We start from the raw sequence: 20,259 nt of genomic DNA, 5'->3' as shown, positions 1-20,259 counted from the left end.
TCTCCCGCGCAACGGGAGATGGCCCCGCGGCCTCAGCTCTGCAGCCAGAACTTCAGCGCCGAGGCGGCGGCGATGACCCACACCGCGCCTCCCACCTGGCCGGCGCGCCCCGCCACCACCTTCACCAGCGCATAGGCGATGAAGCCGAGGCCGATGCCGGTGGCGATCGAGAAGGTGAAGGGCATGGCCAGCGCCGTGACGATGGCGGGCAGGTATTCCGTGGTGTCGTCCCAGGCGATGTCGCGCAGGCTCTGGGCCATCAGGCAGGCCACCAGCACCAGCGCCGGCGCCGTGGCGAAGGCCGGGATGGAGGTGGCGAGCGGCGCCAGGAACAGCGTCAGCAGGAACAGCCCGGCGACGGTGAGCGCGGTGAGGCCGGTGCGGCCGCCCGCCTGCACGCCGGCGGCACTCTCGATGTAGCTCACCGTGGTGGAGGTGCCGAGCGCCGCGCCGATCATGGCGCCGCCGGAATCGGCCATCAGCGCGCGGCCGAGGCGCGGCACGGAGCCATCCTTGTTCATCAGCCCGGCGCGGTGGGTGGTGGCGATCAGCGTGCCGGCATTGTCGAGCAGGTCCACCAGGAAGAAGGTGAAGACGATGCCGACCAGGCCGAGGCCCAGCGCGCCGGCCAGGTCCATCTGCAGGAAGGTGGGCGCCAGCGAGGGCGGCATGGCGAAGACGCCCTGGAACGTCGTCAGCCCGAAGGGGATGCCGAGCAGCGCCGTGGCCAGGATGCCGATGACGATGCCACCGGTGACGCCGCGCGCCACCAGCCCGGCGATGAGGATGAAGCCCAGGCAGGAGAGCAGCGTGGCCGGCTCGCGGAAGGAGCCGAGGCCCACCAGCGTGGCCGGGTTGTCCACCACCAGCCCCATGCCGCGCAGCCCGATCAGCCCGAGAAAGAAGCCGATGCCGGCGGCGATGCCGAGCTTGAGGGAGAGCGGGATGGCGTTGATCAGCCATTCGCGGAAGCCGGTGACGGAGACGGCGAAGAAGATGAGGCCGGAGATGAACACCGCCCCCAGCGCCACCTGCCAGGAGATGCCCATGCCCCCCACCACGGCGAAGGCGAAATAGGCGTTCAGCCCCATGCCCGGCGCCAGCGCCACGGGGTAGTTGGCCAGCAGCCCCATCAGCGCCGAGCCGATGGCGGCGGCGAGGCAGGTGGCGACGAAGGCGGCGCCATGGTCGATGCCGGCGGCCGCCATCATGCCGGGGTTGACGACGACGATGTAGGCCATGGTGAGAAAGGTGGCGAGGCCGGCCATCATCTCCCGGCGCGGTGTGGTGCCGCGCTCGGCCAGCTCGAAGAAACGTTCCAAGGCGGGGGTGCTCCGCGTGATGCTGTGATGCAGCATCCTACCGGTGGTCACAGGGCCTTCACAATTGCCGCCGCCCGGATACGCGAAGGGCCGGCGGAGCAAAGCCCCGCCGGCCCTTCGGCTGACCCCATCGCCACCCGCACCAGGGCGGAGCGGGATCTCTCCCCTCCCCACCCTGGCCGGCAGCCGACGGAAAAATCAGACGGAGTAGTACATCTCGAACTCGACCGGGTGCGGGGTGTGCTCGAAGCGATACACATCCTGCCACTTCAGCTCGATGTAGCTCTCGATCTGGTCCTTGGAGAACACGTCGCCGGCGAGCAGGTACTCGTGGTCGGCGGCGAGGGACTCCAGCGCCTCGCGCAGCGAGCCGCACACCGTCGGGATGCCCTTCAGCTCCTCGGGCGGCAGGTCGTACAGATCCTTGTCCATGGCTTCGCCCGGATGGATCTTGTTCTTGATGCCGTCGAGGCCGGCCATCAGCATGGCGGCGAAGGCCAGGTAGGGGTTCGCCGTCGGGTCGGGGAAGCGGACCTCGACGCGCTTGGCCTTCGGGTTCGTCGCATACGGGATGCGGCAGGAGGCGGAGCGGTTGCGGGCCGAGTAGGCCAGCAGCACGGGGGCCTCGAAGCCCGGGATCAGGCGCTTGTACGAGTTCGTGCTGGGGTTGGTGAAGGCGTTCAGCGACTTGGCATGCTTGATGATGCCGCCGATGTACCACAGCGCGTAGTCGGACAGGTCGGCATAGCCATTGCCCGCGAAGAGCGGCTTGCCGGCCTTCCAGATCGACTGGTGCACGTGCATGCCCGAGCCGTTGTCGCCGTAGATCGGCTTCGGCATGAACGTCGCGGACTTGCCGTAGCTGTGGGCGACGTTGTGGATCACATACTTGTAGATCTGCATGTGATCGGCCTGCATCACCAGCGGACCGAACTTGGTGCCCAGCTCGTGCTGCGACTGCGCCACCTCATGGTGGTGCTTCTCGCCGGCGACGCCCATCTCGATCATGGTGGACAGCATCTCGGCGCGCAGGTCGACCTCGCTGTCGACCGGGTTCACCGGGAAGTAGCCACCCTTGACGCCCGGGCGGTGGCCCATGTTGCCTTCCGGATAGTCCTTCAGGCTGGCGCCGGGGCCCTCGATGCTCTCGAGCTGGTAGATGCCGTAATTGCCGCCCGTGCCGAACTTCACGTTGTCGAAGATGAAGAACTCGGCCTCGGGGCCGAAGAAGGCGGTGTCACCGATGCCGGTGGAGGCCAGGTAGGCCTCGGCCTTCTTGGCGGTCGAGCGCGGGTCGCGGCTGTAGGCCTGGCCGGTCGAGGGCTCGATGATGTCGCAGAACAGGATCAGCTGCGGCTTCGCGGCGAACGGGTCCATGCAGGCGGACTCGGCGTCCGGCATCAGGATCATGTCGGACTCGTTGATCGCCTTCCAGCCGGCGATGGAGGAGCCATCGAACATGATGCCGTCGGTGAACATCTCCTCCTCGATGGTGGAGACGTGCTGCGCGGTGTGCTGCCACTTGCCGCGCGGGTCCGTGAACCGGAAATCCACGTACTCGACGCTGTTCTCCTTGATCATCTCCATGACCTTGGAGACGGCGCTGGGCGCTGCGGTCTTCTTCGCCATCGTGTGCGGTCCTGTTCCCCTAACGACACTCATCGTCGGTATTAGACGGGCCGGGGCCCTTCCCCCGTCCCGTTCGGCGGCGCGCGCGCCACGCGCGCGCCCGCCAGTGCTGCGCCGCCCGCCGCCGCGCGCCGGTCAGGCTGCGGCGGAGGGCGGAATCCCCGTGGTCAGACCGCGTCCTCGCCCCGTTCACCGGTGCGGATGCGGATGACCTCATAGACATCCGAGACGAAGATCTTGCCGTCGCCGATGCGGCCCGTGCGGGCGGCGGCCTGGATGGCCTCGATCGCGCGCTCGGCGAGATCGTCGGCGCAGACCACCTCGATCTTCACCTTCGGCAGGAAGTCGACGACATATTCGGCGCCGCGATACAGCTCGGTGTGGCCCTTCTGGCGCCCGAAGCCCTTGGCCTCGACCACGGTCAGGCCCTGCAGCCCGATCTCGTGCAGCGCGTCCTTCACCTCGTCGAGCTTGAAGGGCTTGATGATCGCCTCGATCTTCTTCATCGGCTCCGTTCACGGACCGCCCCGCTGGGGTGCGCGGTCCGTCCTTCCTTCCTCCCGGGTTTCCGCCCTGCTGCTGGCTGATCCGTCTCCGGATCATCCGACCTGGGCGGCGGGCGGCTCGCCTGCTGTGTCGCACGCCCCAGGCCAGCCCGGCAATGGCGTGCGAAGGGTTTTTGGCGGGGTCCAGGCCACGCTTCGCCTGCATTGCAGGCACCCTGCCCGCGGAAGTGGCAGCCATGCACAGCATCATGGTTGCACCCACCGGCGCGCCCCACCATTATCCGCCTCCGCCCGGGGCCGGGGCGCGGGGGAGGCTTCCCCTGGAGCAGCGGGCCGCGTCGTCCCCGCCCCGCGCGCGGGACCCCTGTTGGACAGTGCATTCCGCCCATGAAGCCGCAGAACGACCTGCTCTCCGCGACCGGCACCACCGTCTTCACCGTCATGTCGGCGCTCGCCATGCAGCATGGCGCCATCAATCTCGGCCAGGGCTTCCCGGACTACGAGGGTCCGGAGGATGTGGTGCGCGCCGCCGCCGACGCGCTGCTCGACAACCGCAACCAGTACCCGCCGCTGACCGGCCTGCCGGAGCTGCGCCGTGCCGTGGCGGCGGCGAACCGCCGCTTCTACGGGCTGGAGATCGACCCCGATTCGGAGGTGATCGTCACCTCCGGCGCCACCGAGGCGCTGACCGCCTGCCTGATGGCCGTGCTGAACCCGGGCGACGAGGTGGTGCTGCTGGAGCCGCTCTACGACACCTACCTGCCGGTGGTGAAGCTGCTGGGCGCGGTGCCGAAGCTGGTGCGCCTCAGCCCGCCCAAGTGGGAGCTGCCGCGCGCCGAGCTGGCCGCCGCCTTCGGCCCGAAGACCAAGGCGATCCTGCTCAACTCGCCGATGAACCCGGCGAGCAAGGTGTTCACCGCCGCCGAGCTGACCTTCATCGCCGATCTGTGCCAGCGCCACGACACCTACGCGGTGTGCGACGAGGTGTATGAGCACCTCACCTTCGATGGCTGGCGCCACATCCCGCTGATGACGCTCCCCGGCATGCGCGAGCGCTGCATGCGAATCGGCTCGGCCGGCAAGACCTTCAGCCTCACCGGCTGGAAGGTGGGCTACATCACCACCGACCGCGGCCTGGCGCCCAACGTGGCCAAGGCACACCAGAACCTCACCTTCACCACCGCGCCCAACCTGCAGCGCGCCGTGGCGGTGGGGCTGGCGAAGGACGACGCCTATTTCGAGAGCCTCTCCACCGACCTGCAGGCCAAGCGGGACCGGCTGGCCGAGGGGCTGGCGGCGCTCGGCTTCGGCGTGCTGCCGGCGCGCGGCAGCTACTTCGTCACGGCCGACTTCACGCCGCTCGGCTTCGCGGGCGACGACATTGCCTTCTGCCGTCACCTGACCGAGGTGGCGAAGGTGACGGCCATTCCGGTCTCGGCCTTCTATCCGGGGCCGGACGCGCCGAAGCACTTCGTCCGCTTCGCCTTCTGCAAGCGGGTGGAAGTGCTGGAGGAGGCGCTCTCCCGCCTCGCCGCCTGGAAGGCGGCGCACGGCCCGGCCAGCCTCGCCGCCGCCGGCTGAAGGGCCGCGTCAGAGGGCGAGCTGGTCTCGCCCCAGCGCCTTGGCCTGGTAGAGCCGGTCGTCGGCACGGGCCATGGCGTGCTCCAGCCCGGCCTCGCCGGGGGCCACCATGGTCAGCCCCAGGCTGACCGTGTAGGGCGGCAGCCCCGGCCCGCCGGCCGCCACCGCGCCGCGCATCCGCCGGGCCAGGAGCTGCCCTTCCTCGGCCGAGGCATCCGGCAGCACGGCGACGAACTCGTCGCCGTGCTGCCGGGCCAGCCACCCTCCTTGCTCCGCCGCCAGCGCCGCCGCCCGCGCGGCCAGAGAGGCCAGCACCGCATCTCCCGCCGCGTGTCCGTGCCGGTCGTTGATCGACTTGAAATGGTCGATGTCGATCAGGATCAGCGCGGCGCCGGCCATGACCAGCGCAGGCCGCTGCGCCTCCAGCCCGGCGCGGTTCCAGGCGCCGGTCAGCGGGTCCCGCAGCGCGGCCTCGCGCAGGGTCTGCTGGGCGCGCTCGCCCGGCATGGACAGCAGGCCGAGATACAGCACCGCCAGCAGGAGCTGGTCGGACAGCATCGGCAGCAGGGCCGCGGCATTGAGCCTCGCCGCGCCATCGAACTCCAGCAGGATGGCGACGACATAGCCCGGCACATAGCCGAGCATCGCCAGCCCGGCGATGCGCCGGCCGCGCCATCCGGCGCCGCCCCCGCGCAGCAGCACCCAGCCCACCAGGCAGACGCCAGCCAGCAATCCCAGCGTGCCGCAGATCCGGCCGGCCTGAGGCATCGGCAGCGGAAGCCCCCACGCCGCCAGCCAGAACGGCGCGGAATAGGCCAGGGCGCAGCCCAGCAGCGGCAGCAGCATCCAGGCGGCGAAGGGCCGCTGTCCCTCGAACACCCGGGCGCCGCTGATCAGCAGCAGGTTGCTGCCCACCAGCGAGGCGAAGAACAGGCTTCCCGGCCATGGCGGCAGCGTGTCGGTGAAGAGCTGGAAGCCCAGCAGCACCGCCGTGTAGAGCGCCGAGCTGAGGGCCCAGTGCAGCAGATGATCGTCTTCCCGGCGGCCACGCCAGAGGACCAGGAAGACCGCCGTGAAGGCTATGCTCAGAAGCAGGCTGCACAGGCGGACCGTGCTGACATCAGGCAGGGGAAACATTGTCCGGGCGGAAGGTCTGAAGCGGTTTCGGCAGCTTGTAGCATGGCTTCGTCAGGGCCCGCTGCCGCGGCTTCCTGTTGCAGCATCGCATGGACCTTCCGGGGCATGTCTGCCCTGCGGCGTGGCGTGCCGGCCACAGCGGCGGCCGCTGGCGGAGCCCTGCCGGGATTGCTAAGCAGCGCCGCGCCAGACCCGGCGCCACGCACCGACCTTACCGATAAAGAAAGCAAAGTCAGATATGTCGAAGGCCTTCATTTCCCAGGTCATCCAGGATTCCACGGGCTGCACCGGCGTCGCCGCCAATCGTGCCGCCGGTGACCTGATTGCGGCCATCGTCAAGGAAATGAAGAAGAATGGCGGCTTCACCCTGCCCAGCTTCGGCACCTTCGCCGTGCGCAAGACCAAGGCGCGCAAGGGCATGAACCCCCGCACCGGCGAGCCGGTGAAGATCAAGGCGGGCAAGACCGTCCGCTTCAAGGCCTCGCCCAACCTGAAGAAGGCGGTCTGACAGGCGGCCGGGCGGGGGTTCTCCTCCCCCCGCCCGCCAGCCTCAGGCCACCCGCCGGCCGGCAGGGCCGCGCAGCCGCGCCACCAGCCGCAGCACCCAGGGCGCGCCCAGCCCGAGCAGCGTGACGCCGATCAGCAGCAGCGCGATCGGCCGGCCCAGGAAGCCCAGCACCCAGCCATCCTGGAAGATCAGCAGCGACTGCTTCAGCGATTCCTCGAGCAGCGAGCCCAGCACCAGCCCCATCACCAGCGGCGCCGGCGAGAAGCCGTGGCGGCGGAACAGCAGCCCCACCACGCCGAAGAACAGCATCAGGTAGACTTCGCCCATCGACTGGTTCGGCCCGTAGGCGCCGATGACCGACAGGACGAAGACGGCCGGCCACAGCAGCGCCGGCGGCACCATGCTGATGCGCGCGAAGAGCTTCGCCGAATACAGCCCCAGCACCAGGTAGATGAGGTTGGCCGCCAGCATGGAGGCGAAGACGGCGTAGAGCAGCGTCGGCTGCTCGTTGAACAGATGCGGCCCCGGGCGCACGCCCTGCACCACCAGCGCCGCCAGCATGATGGCGGTGGTGGAGCTGCCGGGGATGCCGAGCGCCAGGGTCGGCACCATGGCGCCGCCGACGGCCGAGTTGTTGGCCGCCTCCGGCCCCGCCACGCCCTCGATCGCGCCATGGCCGAATTCATGCTTGTGCTTCGACCAGCGCCGCGTCTCGTTGTAGGAGACCAGCGCGGCGGTGGTGGCGCCGAGCGCCGGCAGCGCGCCGATGAAGGTGCCGAGCCCGCTGCCCAGCACGATGCTCCTGGCGCATTTGCGGAACTCCGCCATGCCGGGGATACGCACGGAATCCAGCTTCAGCAGCTTGCCCAGGGAATGCTGGCGGCTGGCCTGGTCGAACATCTCCGCCAGCGCGAACAGGCCGATCAGCACGGGCACGAAGCCGATCCCGTCCGTCAGGTCGTAGAGGCCGAAGGTGAAGCGCTCCACCCCGGTGGTCAGGTCGATGCCGACCGTGGCGAGCGCCACGCCGAACGCCGCGGCGATGAGGTTCTTCACCGGGGAATCGCCGCCCACCGCCGCGCACATCGACAGGCCGAACAGCGCCAGCGCGAAGTATTCCGGCGGGCCGAAGCTGTAGGCCGCCCGCGCCAGCAGCGGCGCCGCCACGATCATGACGATGACGCTGAAGATGCCGCCGATGGCGCTGGCGACGGCGGACATGCCGAGCGCCAGCCCCGCCTCGCCCTTCTCCGCCATCTTGTAGCCCTCGAGCGCCGTGGCCGAGGCCGAGGGGTCGCCGGGGCTGTTCACCAGGATGGCGGTGATCGAGCCGCCGAAATTGGCGCCGCAATACACCGCGCCCATGAAGGCGAGCGAGGCGATGGGGTTGATGCCGATGGTCAGCGGCAGCAGCAGCGCCAGCGTGGTGCTGCCGCCGATGCCGGGCAGCGCGCCGACGAACACGCCGAGCAGCGTGCCCGCCACCGTCATGCCGAGGATGAAGGGGTCCGCCAGGACCGCCATGCCGCTCAGGAAGGCTTCCATGTCCGTGCGCCCCGCTCAGTTGAACAGCATGTCGCCGAGCAGGCCGCCCGGCAGGGTGAGGCCGAACACGCGCACTAAGAGCAGCCAGAGGCAGAGCACCATGCCGCCGGCGCTGGCCAGCAGCACGCCGGGGCGCCGCTCCCCCCACAGCCAGCCCACGCCGACCATGAAGGCGAACATGGCCACCAGCATGCCGGCCAGCGCCAGCACCACCAGGAAGGCCAGGCAGGCGGCGAAGGTGGCCCAGCCGCAGCGGTTGATGGCGGGCAGCGCCTCCTCCTCCGCCGGGGCGGGCTGCAGCGCCAGCACCAGGGCCAGCAGCAGGATGACGAAGCCCACCAGGCGCGGGAACTCGCTGGCGCCCATGCCTTCCATCAGCGCCGCCGGCACCGCGTCGAAGCTGAAGGTGCCGGCGAGGAAGGCCAGGGCGACGGCGGCCACCGCCAGCGCCACGCGCCGGTCCCGCCACAGGAAGGGGGTGGGGCGGCTCACCGCGCCAGCCCCAGCTCGGCCAGCGCCTCGCGGCTGAGCGCCTGGTACTCGGCGAGCTGCCGCGCCCAGCCCTCGGCACCCGCCACGCTGTCGGCCGACTGGCCGGAACTGGCGAGGTAATTGCCATAGGCCGGCGTCCGCATGGCGCGCACCAGCCCCTCGCGCAGCTTCGCCACGCGGTCCTCCGGCGTGCCCTTCAGCACGCAGTAGCCGCGCGCCACCGTGGCCGAGAAGTCGATGCCGGCCTCCTTCGCCGTGGGCGTGTCCGGCAGGGCGGCGATGCGCGCGTCGGAGAGCACCAGCAGCGGGCGCACCTCGCCGGCGGTGATCTGCGATTCCGCCTCGGCGTAGTTCAGCAGGCCGATGTCGATGTTGCCGCCGACTAGGTTCACCACGATGTCGCCACCGCCGCGGAAGGGCACGGCCGAGAGCGGCTGCAACGCCGCCGCGCGGGCGAAGCCGAAGCTCGCCACATGGTCCAGGCTGCCCACCGCCGTGACGCCGATCTTCAGCGAGCGGCTCCGCCCCTGCTCGCGCAGCGCGTCGGCCGAGCGCAGCGGGCCGCCGGCCCGCACCATCACCACCTGCGCGTCCGCCGTGCCGCGCGCCAGCGGCACAAGGTCGTCGAACTGCACCGGCAGGCGCATGCGCAGCATGGTCAGGATATGGCTCTGCGTCACCAGCAGCAGGGTGTGGCCGTCCTTGGGGCGGCTGGCGGCGTAGGCGATGGCGGCGGCGCCGCTGCCGCCGGTCTTGTTCACCACCGTCATCTCGCCGCCCAGCTCGGCCGGCGCCTGCATCATCATCATCCGGGCGGTGATGTCGGTGCCGCCACCGACGCCGGCATGGGTCACCACCTCGATCGGGCGCTGCGGGAAGCCCGCCGCGCGCGCGGGGCGGATGAAGGGGGCGGCGAGCAGCGCCCCCCCGAGCCCGGAGAGCAGCGCGCGGCGGCACCAGCCGGCATTCGCGCCAGGGAGGGCGTCACCGCGCGCCAGGGCCTCGATCTTGTCCATTTTTCCTCCTCGGCCCTGCCGCGTCGGCCGCGCGGCTGTGGCCTTTTACTGTCCCGATGGGGCGCAGCCTGTGGCCCCCAACATTAAACTGTCAACAGTTGGTAGCATAGAAAAGGCCGCGCCCTCCTGAAGGGCGCGGCCCCGGCCGGCGCGGCTTACTGGTCGCGCCAGGGCTTGCGGGCCCACATCTCCTTCAGCCGCGCATCGAGGCCCAGCACCGTCTTGCGGTACTCGTCGCCCACCATGCCCTTCACCGGCAGCACCACGCGCTCGGCATCGGCCAGGAACTGCGGGTCGGACAGCGCGGCGCGGAAGGCGGTGACGAGCTTGTCCCGGATCTCCGGCGGCAGCCCGGGCGGGGCGACGACGCCGCGCTGCGCGCCGGCCACCACCTTCACCCCCTGCTCCGTCAGCGTCGGCACGTCGGGCATGGAGGGGTCGCGCTGCGCGCCGGCCTGGGCCAGGCAGCGGAAGCGGCCGTCGCGGTAGCCCGGCCCGCCCTCGCTGACATTGAAGCAGCCGAGATCGAGGTGGCCGCCGAGCACCGCGGTCTGCAACGGCGCGGCGCCGTTGAAGGGGACATGGCTGAAGCTGACGCCCGGCACCGCCTGCTCCACCTCCAGCATCACCAGATGGTCGTCGGAGCCGATGCCGGTGGTGCCGAAGCTGAGGCCGCCCGGGTCCTTCTTCGCCCGCTCCAGCAAGTCGGCCAGCGACTTGATGGGCGAATCCGCCTTCACCCACAGCCCACCCGGATCGTCCACCACGTTGGCGATGTAGGTGAACTCATCCACCTTGTAGCGGACGGGCCGCTCGAAGGGGATGGTCATCATCGCCGGCGAGGTGACGGCGCCCAGCACATAGCCATCCGGCTTGGTGTTGAAGGTCGCCTCCATGCCGATCTGGCTGCCCGCGCCGGGGCGGTTCTCGACGACGAAGGTCGAGCCCGGCAGGTGGCGCTGCACATGCGGCAGGATCACGCGCGCCATCTGGTCCACCCCGCCGCCGGGGGGGAACGGCACATACACCACGATCGGGCGCTCGGTGGGCCAGGCGGCGGCGCTGGCCGGGCGGACGGCCAGCGCCGCCACACCCAGGGCCGCGAGGCTGCGGCGGGTGATGGTCATGATATCTTGTCTCTCCTTCCTCCCGTCCCTGGTGGCGCCCGCCCCCTCTTGGTGGAGGGCGTGGCGCCGGGCCGGGTTCAGCTCTTCTTGCGGCTCGCCTCGTAGCGGGCCTTGTTCTCGGCGTTCGGCGGATACAGGCCAGGCAGCGAGGCGCCCTGCTCCACCTCGCCCATGATCCAGCTCTCCTGCGCCTCCTGCTCGGCGGCGAGGTCCGCGATCTCCTCGACCAGCGCGGCCGGGATCAGCACGGCGCCGTCATCATCGACGACCACCACATCGTTCGGGAACACGGCGACGCCGCCGCAGCCCACCGGCTCCTGCCAGTTGATGAAGGTGAGGCCGGCGACCGAAGGCGGCGCCGCGTTGCCCTGGCACCACACCGGCAGCCCGGTGCCAATGACGCCGGCGCCGTCGCGCACCACGCCGTCGGTGATCAGCGCCGCCACCTTCCGCTTCGCCATCCGGGCGCAGAGGATGTCGCCGAAGATGCCGGCATCGGTGCAGCCCATGGCGTCCGCCACCACGATGACGCCCTCCGGCATCGCCTCGATGGCGCTGCGGGTGGAGATCGGGTTGGACCAGGAGGCCGGCGTCGCCAGGTCCTCGCGGGCGGGGACGAAGCGGAGCGTGAAGGCGCGGCCGACAAGGCGCGGCTGGCCCGGCTTCAGCGGGCGGGTGCCGCGCATCCACACGTTGCGCAGGCCCTTCTTCAGCAGCACCGTGGTCAGCGTGGCGGTGGAGATGCCGGAGAGGGTCTCGATGATCTTCGGATCGAGGGCTGCGACTTCGACGGACATGGGCATGGACCTCAGATGCTGGCGATCAGCCCGCCATCCACGCGGATGACGGAGCCGTTGATGTAGGAGGCGCGGGTGGAGGCGAGGAAGGCCACCGCGTCGCCATATTCCTGCGGCTCGCCATAGCGGCCGGCGGGGATGGAGCCGGTGCTCTCGGCCTCGACCTGCGCCACGTCCCGCCCCTCGCGCTTCGCCTTCTGCTCGTCGAGGAAGCGGATGCGGCTGGTGGCGATGCGGCCCGGCAGGATGATGTTGGCGGTGATGCCGTCCCGCGCCACCTCGCGCGAGAGGGTCTTGGACCAGCCCAGCAGCGTCGAGCGCAGCGCGTTGGAGATGCCGAGGTTGGGGATCGGCGCCACCACGCCCGAGGAGGTGCTGGTGACGACGCGGCCCCAGCCGGCGGCCTTCATGCCCGGCAGCACGCGGTCCGTCAGCGCGATGACGCTGAGCACCATGGCGTTGAAGTGCTTGGCCCACAGCGCCGGGTCCTGGCCCGCGGCGGGGGTGGGCGGCGGGCCGCCGGTGTTGTTCACCAGCACCTGCACCGGGCCAAGCTCCGCCTCGATGCGCGCCACGTTGGTCTCGATGGCGGCGAGGTCGGCCAAATCCCATTCCAGGGTGATGGCTTCCGCCCCCAGCCCCTTCACCTCAGCGGCGATGCGCGCCAGCCCCTCGGCGCTGACATCGGCCAGCGCCAGCTTCGCGCCCTCGGCGGCCAGCGAGCGGGCAATGGCGCCACCCAGGCCGCCACCGGCGCCCAGCACCAGCGCCACCTTGTCCTTCAGGCCCAGATCCATCGGCCTTGTCCTCTTGCAGTCTGTCGGGGTGCAGTCTGGCAAGCGGGAGAAGAACAGAAAACCCTTCCTTTCCTGCTTTCGGACGATAGATTTCCTTTACGATGGACACGCGCTTCCTCGACAGCTTCGTGGCCGTGGTGGAGGAAGGCTCGATCGCCGCCGCCGCGCGCCGCCTGCACCTGACGCCGGCCGCCCTCTCCCAGCGCATCCAGGCGCTGGAGGCGGAGATGGGCGCCACGCTGCTGCTGCGTGCCGGCCGCACCGTGGCGCCTTCCGAGGCCGGGCTCGCCATCCTCGACCGCGCCCGCGCCCTGCTGCGGGAGGCGCGCGACCTGCGGGCGCTCGCCACCGCCGGGGCACTGGCGGGGGAGCTGCGGCTGGGTGCCATCGCCACGGCGCTCACCGGGCTGGTGCCGGCCATGCTGGCGCGGCTGGCCACGCGCTACCCGCAGATGGAGACGCACATCTCCCCCGGCATCTCGGCCGATCTCTACCGCCGCGTGCTGGTGGGCGAGCTGGACGCGGCCTTGATCGTGCAGCCGGAATTCGCCCTGCCGAAAAGCTGCGAATGGCGCCTGCTGCGGGAGGAGCCCCTGGTGGTGCTGGCTCCCGCCGCCCAGGCCCAGGCCGAACCGCACGCCCTGCTCGCCGCCGAGCCCTTCATCCGCTACGACCGCAACCAGTGGGGCGGGCGGCTGGCCGACCGCTACCTGCGCGCCGCACGCATCGCGCCGCGCGAGCGCTTCGAGCTGGATGCGCTCGACGCCATCGCGGTGATGGTGGGGCGCGGCCTCGGCGTCTCTCTGGTGCCGGATTGGGCGCCGCCCTGGCCGGTGGGGCTGGAGATCGCGCGCCTGCCCCTGCCCCGGCCCTTTCCGCCCCGGCGCATCGGGCTGCTCTGGATGCGGGGGGGCACGCGGGCGCGGCTGGTGCGGGCGTTTCTGGAGAGTTAAAAGAAAGACGTTCTTTTTTGGAAAAAAGAACCAAAAAACTTTTGCCAGTTGGCGGCACGCTGGCGGAGAGCGCAGCGCCGAACTGACAAAGTCTTTTTGCTTCTTTTTCTTCAGAAAAAGAAGGTTCTTTCCTTACGCTTCCTTCAGCCGCGCCAGCAGCGCCTGGATGGGATGGCGCAACTGCACCCCATCGAACCGCTTCACCTGGCTGCGGCAGGAATAGCCGCTGGCCAGCAGCGCCTCGCCCCGCTTCGCCACATGGCCGCGCCAGGAGAGATCGTAGATGTGCTCCGAGGTGTCACGGTGCTCCGCCTCGTGCCCATAGGTGCCGGCCATGCCGCAGCAGCCCGAGGCCAGCACGGCGAGCGGCGCGCCGAGCCGCGCGAACACCGCCTGCCATTCCTTGAGCGAGGCGGTGGCGTTGGTCCGCTCCGTGCAATGCGGCAGCAGGGAGAAGCCCTCGCCCTGGGGCAACTCGGGCAGCAGCTCCAGGCGCCTGGCCAGCCATTCCTGCGGCAGCAGCACCGGCGGCACGGGAATGCCCTTGTATTCGGAGCGGTAGGTCAGCGTCATCGACGGGTCGAGGCCGACCAGTTCCACCCCGCTCTCGGCCAGGGCGTGCAGCATGGCGGCATTGGCCTCGGCCTGGCGGCGGAAGGCGCCGAGGAAGCCATGCACATGCAGCGGCTTGCCGTTCGGGCGGAAGGGCGCCAGCCAGGGGGTGAAGCCCATGGCCCGCAGCGCCGCCAGCAGGTCCAGCACCAGCCCCGTCTCGAAATGCGTGGTGAAGGCGTCCTGCACCAGCACCACATGGCGCCGGCGCTCCGCCTCGCCCAGGCCGCGCAGCGCCTCCGGCGTGGCGAGGCGCACGCCCTGGGCGGCGGCCTCCCGCACCAGGTTGCGCCCGCTGAACAGCGGCGCGTCCACCAGCCCGCCCTTCGCGGCCAGCGCGCGGCCGATCCCGCTGCCCAGCACCGCATTGGCCAGCCCCGGCGCCCGGGCGCCGAGCGGCAGTACTTGCTCGATCATGCCCACCAGGTAGTCCTTCAGCGGGCGCTGGTAGCGGCCGTGGTAGATCTCCAGGAACTTTGCGCGGAAGCTCGGCACATCCACCTTGATCGGGCATTGCCCGGTGCAGGACTTGCAGGCGAGGCAGCCATCCATCGCCTCCTTCACCGCGTGGGAGAAATCGTCCTCGCCGCGGCGGCGCGCCCGCTCGTTGCGGATGCGGGCAGGCAGGCCGGAGAGGAAGGAGGTGCCGCGGATGCGCTCCGCCTCCGCCATCGGGTCCACCCCCGCGGCGGAGAGCTGGCGCAGCCATTCGCGGAACAGGCTGGCGCGCCCCTTCGGCGAATGGCGGCGGTCGCCCGTCGCCTTGTAGGAGGGGCACATGGCGTCCTGCGTGTCGTAGTTGAAGCAGGCGCCGTTGCCGTTGCAGTGCAGCGCATCGTCATGGGCGGCGCGCACGGGGGCGGGGATGGTGCGGTCGAGCTGCCCGCGCATCGGCACGCGGTCGATCGCCAGCAGCGCCTCGCCATCGGGGGCCGCGATCTTGCCGGGGTTGAGCTGGTTGCGCGGGTCGAAGGCGGCCTTGATGGCCTGAAGGCTCGGGTAGAGCGGCCCGAACACCTCCGGCACGTATTCGGAGCGCACGCCCTTGCCGTGCTCGCCCCAGAGCAGTCCGCCATACTTCCGGGTGAGGGCGAAGACCTCGTCGGTGATCTCGCGGATCATCCGCTCGGCGCCCTCGGCCTTCATGTCGAGCGCCGGGCGGACATGCAGCACCCCGGCATCGACATGGCCGAACATGCCGTATTCCAGCCCGCGCCGGTCCAGCGCGGCGCGGAACTCGCCGATGAAGTCGGCGAGGTTCTCCGGCGGCACGGCGGTGTCCTCGACAAAGGCGATCGGCCGGCGTTCGCCCTGCATGTTGCCGAGCAGGCCGACGCCGCGCTTGCGCATGGCCTGGATGCGCTCGCCCGCCGCATCCCACGCCACGGTGTGCCCGCGCCGCCCGAGGCTGCGCCCCTCGGCGGCGAGGCGCGCCTCCACCACGCCGAGCTTGGCCTGCACCTCGGCCTCGCTGTCGCCCACGAACTCGATGAGGTTGATGCCGGCGGCGGCGCCTTCCGGGTCGTCCGGCAGGTATTCGGCGATGCTGGTCCAGACGATGTCGCCGCGCGCCAGGCCCAGCACCTTGGAGTCGACCGTCTCCACCGAGGCGGCGCCGAGCGCCATCAGCACGCGCGCGTCACGCAGCGCGGCGTCGAAGCTGTCGTAGCGCAAATTGATCAGCGCGCTGCGCTTCGGAATGGGCAGCACGCGGATGCGGGCTTCCGCGATCAGCGCCAGCGTGCCCTCGGAGCCGCAGAGCAGCGAATTGAGGTCGAACCGCCCTTCCCCGTCGCGGATATGGGCCAGGTCGTAGCCGGTGAGGCAGCGGTTCAGCGGCGGGAAGCGCTCGGCGATGAGCTGCGCCTGCTCGCGCGCGATGCCGTCCGCCACGCGGTGGATGGCGCCCACCATGTCCTGCCGCCGCGCCACCGCCGCCAGCGCCGCGTCGTCCATCGGCCGGCTCTCCCAGAGGGTGCCGTCCATGAGCACCACCGTGAGCCCCAGCACATGGTCCCGCGTCTTGCCGTAGAGGCAGGAACCCTGGCCGCAGGCATCGGTGGAGATCATGCCGCCGAGCGTCGCGCGGTTGCTGGTGGAGCATTCGGGCGCGAAGAACAGGCCAAGCGGCTTCAGCGCCGCGTTCAGCGCGTCCTTCACCACGCCGGGCTCGACGCGCACCCAGCCCTCCGCCGCGTTGATCTCCAGGATGCGGGTCATGTGGCGCGAGACATCGACCACGATGCCATCGGTCAGCGACTGGCCGTTGGTGCCGGTGCCGCCGCCGCGCGGCCCGATGGCGAGGCCCTGGAAGCGAGGGTCCGCCGCCACCTTCGCGATGCGCTGCAGATCCTCGGCGCCGCGGGGGAAGACCACCGCCTGCGGCTGGCGCTGGTAGATGGAGTTGTCGGTGGCCATCACCACCCGGTCCGCCGCGCCGGAGGAGAGATCGCCCGAGAAGCCGCGCAGCCGCAATTCATCCAGGAAGGCCAGGGCGGGCGCGACCGGGGCGGGCAGTTCGGCGAGGCGGGGGATCATCGGGGATTGGCCTTTCACGCGCGGGGAGGCAGCCCGGCCCGGCCCGATGGCCCGCCCGGCTGCCGCCCCTGTCATGCCACCGCACCGGAAAAAGAGAAGAGGCCGGGTGCGGATTTCAGCCCTGCCCGGCCAGCAGGGCGCCTGTTGTTACTCGCCCTTCCAGACGGGCGGGCGCTTGTTGAGGAAGGCGTCCATGCCCTCGCGGAAATCCTGGCTCATGTAGCACATCAGCACCAGGTCCTTGCCCTCCTCGGAGGAGATGGCCGGGCGCAGCCGGGCGATCGCCTCCTTGGTGGCGCGCAGCGTCAGCGGCGCGTTGCCGGCGATGGTGCGGGCCAGCTCCTCGGCGCGGGCCTGAAGGTCGCCGCCCTCCGGCACCACCTCGTGCAGCAGGCCGATCTCCTTGGCCTCGGCCGCGTCCAGCAGGCGGGCGGTGAAGATCATCTCCTTGGTGCGCGAGGGGCCGATCAGCGAAACCAGCCGCGAGAAGGCGCCCATGGAGAGGATGTTGCCCAGCGTGCGCGCGATGGGGAAGCCGAAGCGGGCGTTGCTCGCACCCACCCGGATGTCGCAGGAGGCGGCGATGGCGCCGCCGCCGCCGGTGCAGGCGCCGTTGATCGCCGCGATGGTGGGCTTGGGGCAGGATTCCAGCACCGTGATGATGCGGCTGATCCGCTCCTCGTACTGGATCGCGTCCTCCGGCGTCTTGAAGGCACGGAACTGGTTGATGTCGGTGCCCGCCGCGAAGGCCTTGTCGCCAGCGCCGGTCAGGATGATGGCGCGGATCGACTTGTCCTCCGCCACCTCCTGGCAATAGGCGGCGAGGCGCTCATACATCTCGAAGGTGAAGGCGTTGCGCGCCTGCGGGCGGTTGAAGGTCACGCGGGCGATGCCGCCTTCCAGCGTCTGGAAGAGAATGTCGTCGTTGCCGCTCATGCCGGTTGTTTCCCTGTCGGGCCGGCGCCGCCGGCCGTTTCCTCGTGCGGTCGGGCGGCCATGCCGCCATTCCTTGCGGTAGTCTTACGGGCAGGCGCGAAGGCTGTAAACAATCAACACCTGACAGTTCCGGGGCACCGCTTCGCCACGGTGGCGCGAAACAGCCCTCCCGCCAAGCTGGCGCCCGTGTGATGGTGCATTGCATCGCGTATCATGCGGTCCATCTCCGCGCAGAGCGCGGAGCTTCCCGCCTGCGCCAGCCAGGAGACACTCCGTGACCGGTTCCTCTTCCCTGCAACGCTTCGCGCCACACGTCCTGGCTGCCTTGCGCATCATGGCCGCCCTGCTGTTCATCGCGCACGGCACGCAGAAGCTGCTCGGCTTCCCTGCCCCGCCCTCCAGCGGCACGCTGCCGGCGGCCTTCACCATGGCCTGGACGGCCGGCATGCTGGAGCTGTTCGGCGGCCTGCTGGTGCTGGTGGGGCTGTTCACCCGGCCGGCCGCCTTCGTGCTGTCGGGGCTGATGGCCTTCGCCTACTTCCTGGCGCATGCGCCGCGCAGCTTCTATCCGGTGCTGAACGGGGGCGATGCCGCCATCCTGTTCTGCTTCGTGTTCCTCTACCTGGTCTTCGCCGGCCCCGGCAGCCTCAGCATCGACGGCCGCCGCCGCTGAGAGGGCGCCGCCAGGAGAGGTGCCACCTCTCCTGGACGGCCCCGCCGGCCTCAGAAGCCCTCGGGCTCCAGCAGCACCACCGGCTCGCCATCGCCCAGCACGCCCATGCCGGCCACGCCGGGCAGGCTGGCCAGGGCCGGGTGCAGCGGGCGCAGCAGCAGGTCCGACCGGCGGCGCACCCGGTCCACCCGCAGCGCCAGCAGCCGCCCGCCCGAGCGCACCAGCACCGCCACCCCCGCCCCGCCCGGCCCCGCATCCTCCGGCAGGCCCAGCAGCGCCGAAAGCACGCGCGGCTCGGCCTCCACCGGCAGGCTGCCCGCCTCCACCACGCCCTGCACCCGCGCCGCCGGCAGGGCATAGGGATGGCCGGCCACCTCCACCAGCAGCACGCTCTGGATCGAGGCCGTCAGCGGCAGGCGGAGCAGGAAGGCGGTGCCCTCGCCGGGCCGGCTCTCCACGCCCAGCGTGCCGCCGGCGCGGCGCACGGCCTCCTGCACCACATCCAGCCCCACGCCGCGCCCGGAGGTCTCCGTCACCCGCTCGGCGGTGGAGAAGCCGGGACGGAACAGCAGCGCCTGCACCTCCGGCTGGGAAAGCCGCGCCGCCCCGGCCTCGTCCACGAGGCCCTGCGCCACCGCCCGCCGCAGCACCCGCCCGGCATCGATCCCCGCCCCGTCATCAGCGACGCGCACCAGGATCTCGCTGCCCTCCCGCGCGGCGGCGACGCGCAGCAGCCCGCGTTCCGGCTTGCCCGCCGCCCGCCGCGCCGCCGGCCCTTCCAGCCCGTGGTCCACCGCATTGCGCACCAGATGCAGCAGCGGGTCGGAGAGGATTTCCACCAGGCCGCGGTCGATCGCCACCGCCTGCCCTTCCAGCAGCACCTCCACCTGCTTGCCGCCCGCCTGCGCCACGGTGCGCGCGACGCGGGGCAGGCGCGACAGCAACGTGCCGATGGGCACCACGCGCAGCCCCATCACCGCCTCGTCCAGCCGGCGCAGCTCGAGGCCGACGCGGCTCTCCAGGGCTTCCAGCGCCTCCTGGCCCTGGCGCAGCCGCTCCATCTCGGCCGCGAGGCGCGGCGCGGCATGGGGCGGCAGCGAGGATTCCAGCCCCGCCAGCCGGCCCAGCGCGGCGCGCGTGCCGCCCTCCCGCACCACCTCGGAGAGGGAGAGGACGGCCGCGCCGAGTTCCGCCTGCAGGGCGATGATGTCGTCCACCGTCTCCTGCCGCACCCGCAGCGTCACCGGGCCGGCGGCCTCGGCCTCCGCCGCGGGGGCGGCCTCGGGCAGCGCGGCGATCTCCCGCAGCACATGGCACCCGGGGTCCAGCAGCGCCGCCTGTTCCGACAAGGCGGGAAGGCCTTCCTCGCTGGCCAGCAGCAGCTCCAGCACGGGTGGCTCGGCACCGGCGGGGTTGTGGCTGGCCAGCACCTCGCCCTTCCGGCGCAGCCAGTCGCCCGCCTGCTCCTCCAGCGCCGCGTCCACGCCCAGCGCCAGCCGCGCCAGGAACAGCCCCCGGCCCGCCGCCCGGGCCGCCAGGGCGCGGCGCCGCGCCTCCGCCCCCATGACGGGGAGGAACATGGCCGGCAGGCCGGATTCCGTCTCCCCCGGCGCGGCATCGGGCGGGAGGGGGGCGGCGTCACGCCGGCCGTGCAGCATGGCGGCGGCGGCCTGGGCCAGGGCGGCGGCGGCATCGGGCTCGGCCGCGCGGTCGGCCAGGTCTTCCAGCACCAGCAGGCGCTGCTCCAGCGCGTCCTCCCCCAGGGCGGCGGCCATGGCGGCAGCCTCCCGCGCCGCGCAGGCCACGGCGCCGGGCGCGGCTTCCGCCTCCAGCGTGGCCAGCAGCGGCTCCAGCCATGCCTCCTGGGTGCCCCGCAGGGCGACGGGAAGTTCCTCGGCTCCGGCGGCCTCGCCGGTCAGGGTGCTCAGCCGCTCCAGCTGCCGGCGCAGGCGGCCGAGCGCCACCAGCACCGTCTCGCCCTCCGCCAGGGCGGCGAATCCGGCGGCCAGACGGTGCAGCCCGAGCAGCGCCGCGCCCTCAGAGAGCGCGCCGGCCTCGCGCCGCGCCGCGAGGTCCGGCGCCGGTCCCGC

Annotated in this window: 17 protein-coding genes; 4 read left to right on the top strand and 13 right to left on the bottom strand. The window is 71.3% G+C overall.

Going from position 1 to position 20,259, the window contains the following annotated elements:
- Window positions 1-32: 32 nt before the first annotated feature.
- The 3 genes from ACFOY6_RS02120 to ACFOY6_RS02110 form a co-directional block, all read right to left on the bottom strand.
- The gene (locus tag ACFOY6_RS02120) at window positions 33-1,322 is read right to left on the bottom strand and encodes an NCS2 family permease (protein ID WP_379648652.1); all 1,290 of its coding nucleotides are present in this window, start codon (window positions 1,320-1,322) and stop codon (window positions 33-35) included.
- A gap of 198 nt (window positions 1,323-1,520) precedes the next feature.
- Window positions 1,521-2,951 carry a type I glutamate--ammonia ligase gene (gene glnA, locus ACFOY6_RS02115; RefSeq protein WP_109517654.1) on the bottom strand — a complete coding sequence of 477 codons (1,431 nt, stop codon included), beginning with the start codon at window positions 2,949-2,951 and terminating at the stop codon, window positions 1,521-1,523.
- Between the two features lie 167 nt (window positions 2,952-3,118).
- The gene (locus ACFOY6_RS02110; protein ID WP_109517653.1) at window positions 3,119-3,457 is read right to left on the bottom strand and encodes a P-II family nitrogen regulator; all 339 of its coding nucleotides are present in this window, start codon (window positions 3,455-3,457) and stop codon (window positions 3,119-3,121) included.
- A gap of 387 nt (window positions 3,458-3,844) precedes the next feature.
- Between ACFOY6_RS02110 and ACFOY6_RS02105 the strand changes: the two genes are divergently transcribed.
- Complete coding sequence (locus tag ACFOY6_RS02105; protein ID WP_379648650.1) at window positions 3,845-5,038, top strand: aminotransferase; 1,194 nt, start codon at window positions 3,845-3,847, stop codon at window positions 5,036-5,038.
- Window positions 5,039-5,047: 9 nt separating this feature from the next.
- Here the strand turns inward: ACFOY6_RS02105 and ACFOY6_RS02100 are convergent, their stop codons facing one another.
- Complete coding sequence (locus ACFOY6_RS02100) at window positions 5,048-6,175, bottom strand: GGDEF domain-containing protein (protein ID WP_379633938.1); 1,128 nt, start codon at window positions 6,173-6,175, stop codon at window positions 5,048-5,050.
- 238 nt (window positions 6,176-6,413) lie between these two features.
- Here ACFOY6_RS02100 and ACFOY6_RS02095 point away from each other — a divergent pair, with 238 nt between their 5' ends.
- A complete protein-coding gene (locus ACFOY6_RS02095) occupies window positions 6,414-6,683 on the top strand; it encodes an HU family DNA-binding protein (RefSeq protein ID WP_109517650.1) in 270 nt (89 codons plus the stop codon).
- 42 nt (window positions 6,684-6,725) lie between these two features.
- Here ACFOY6_RS02095 and ACFOY6_RS02090 read toward each other — a convergent pair whose 3' ends face one another.
- The 6 genes from ACFOY6_RS02090 to ACFOY6_RS02065 form a co-directional block, all read right to left on the bottom strand.
- Window positions 6,726-8,228: a tripartite tricarboxylate transporter permease gene (locus ACFOY6_RS02090; RefSeq protein WP_109517649.1), complete on the bottom strand. Its 1,503-nt coding sequence runs from the start codon at window positions 8,226-8,228 to the stop codon at window positions 6,726-6,728.
- A 15-nt stretch (window positions 8,229-8,243) separates the two neighbouring features.
- Complete coding sequence (locus ACFOY6_RS02085) at window positions 8,244-8,720, bottom strand: tripartite tricarboxylate transporter TctB family protein (protein WP_379648648.1); 477 nt, start codon at window positions 8,718-8,720, stop codon at window positions 8,244-8,246.
- Window positions 8,717-9,736 (bottom strand): Bug family tripartite tricarboxylate transporter substrate binding protein, encoded by a 1,020-nt coding sequence (locus ACFOY6_RS02080; protein ID WP_379648646.1) that lies wholly within the window; start codon window positions 9,734-9,736, stop codon window positions 8,717-8,719. Before ACFOY6_RS02080 ends, ACFOY6_RS02085 begins: the two co-directional genes overlap by 4 nt.
- 155 nt (window positions 9,737-9,891) lie before the next feature.
- Window positions 9,892-10,863: a Bug family tripartite tricarboxylate transporter substrate binding protein gene (locus ACFOY6_RS02075; protein ID WP_379648644.1), complete on the bottom strand. Its 972-nt coding sequence runs from the start codon at window positions 10,861-10,863 to the stop codon at window positions 9,892-9,894.
- 77 nt (window positions 10,864-10,940) lie between these two features.
- On the bottom strand, window positions 10,941-11,660 hold the full coding sequence (locus ACFOY6_RS02070) for a ribonuclease activity regulator RraA (RefSeq protein WP_109517645.1): 720 nt from the start codon (window positions 11,658-11,660) through the stop codon (window positions 10,941-10,943).
- Window positions 11,661-11,671: 11 nt separating this feature from the next.
- Window positions 11,672-12,457 (bottom strand): SDR family oxidoreductase, encoded by a 786-nt coding sequence (locus ACFOY6_RS02065; RefSeq protein WP_379633925.1) that lies wholly within the window; start codon window positions 12,455-12,457, stop codon window positions 11,672-11,674.
- 101 nt (window positions 12,458-12,558) lie between these two features.
- On the opposite strand from ACFOY6_RS02065, the gene ACFOY6_RS02060 reads away from it, so the two are divergent.
- Window positions 12,559-13,410 (top strand): LysR family transcriptional regulator, encoded by an 852-nt coding sequence (locus ACFOY6_RS02060; RefSeq protein WP_379648641.1) that lies wholly within the window; start codon window positions 12,559-12,561, stop codon window positions 13,408-13,410.
- 132 nt (window positions 13,411-13,542) lie between these two features.
- Here ACFOY6_RS02060 and ydiJ read toward each other — a convergent pair whose 3' ends face one another.
- A complete protein-coding gene (gene ydiJ / locus ACFOY6_RS02055) occupies window positions 13,543-16,560 on the bottom strand; it encodes a D-2-hydroxyglutarate dehydrogenase YdiJ (RefSeq protein WP_379648639.1) in 3,018 nt (1,005 codons plus the stop codon).
- 147 nt (window positions 16,561-16,707) lie between these two features.
- Entirely contained in the window at window positions 16,708-17,496 is a 789-nt protein-coding gene (locus tag ACFOY6_RS02050) for an enoyl-CoA hydratase/isomerase family protein (RefSeq protein WP_109517641.1), read from the bottom strand.
- A gap of 274 nt (window positions 17,497-17,770) precedes the next feature.
- On the opposite strand from ACFOY6_RS02050, the gene ACFOY6_RS02045 reads away from it, so the two are divergent.
- Window positions 17,771-18,169, top strand: coding sequence for a DoxX family protein (locus ACFOY6_RS02045; protein WP_379633917.1), 399 nt, complete (start codon window positions 17,771-17,773; stop codon window positions 18,167-18,169).
- 50 nt (window positions 18,170-18,219) lie between these two features.
- Here ACFOY6_RS02045 and ACFOY6_RS02040 read toward each other — a convergent pair.
- On the bottom strand, window positions 18,220-20,259 hold a 2,040-nt coding region (locus ACFOY6_RS02040), incomplete at its 5' end, for a chemotaxis protein CheA (RefSeq protein WP_379648636.1).

Origin of the sequence: Teichococcus aestuarii (assembly GCF_042651065.1) — a bacterium.
In the GTDB taxonomy this organism is placed as follows: domain Bacteria; phylum Pseudomonadota; class Alphaproteobacteria; order Acetobacterales; family Acetobacteraceae; genus Pseudoroseomonas; species Pseudoroseomonas aestuarii.
Note: the sequence above shows the minus strand (reverse complement) of the source record. Positions and strands in the feature narration are given on the sequence as shown.